This is a genomic window from Aquirufa avitistagni (genome assembly GCF_042715545.1).
Taxonomy (GTDB): Bacteria; Bacteroidota; Bacteroidia; order Cytophagales; family Spirosomataceae; genus Aquirufa; species Aquirufa avitistagni.
Genome location: NZ_JBBKXZ010000012.1, coordinates 1 through 255 on the forward strand (window position 1 = coordinate 1; position 255 = coordinate 255).

Genomic DNA, 255 nt, shown 5'->3' on the forward strand with positions numbered 1-255 from the left:
TGCTCGTGGCTCCCTTTATCCCGAAGTTACAGGGTTAATTTGCCGAGTTCCTTAGCCGTGATTCACTCGAGCGCCTTAGAATATTCTTCTCGACCACCTGTGTCGGTTTACGGTACGGGTTACTTATCAGTTATACACGCCTAGACTTTTCTTGGAAGTTTACTCACTACACTCGTTTTGGCATTGCTGCCGCCTCTCAAAGACACTATTCCGTCAGTATCTGGTAACCTGTAATCTCCGTCATCTATTTGCCCA

Annotated in this window: 1 rRNA gene; it reads right to left on the minus strand. The window is 46.7% G+C overall.

Annotation, left to right across the window (positions count from 1 at the left end):
• Positions 1-255: ribosomal RNA gene (locus tag U0R10_RS11380) — 23S ribosomal RNA — on the minus strand; the annotation flags it as partial.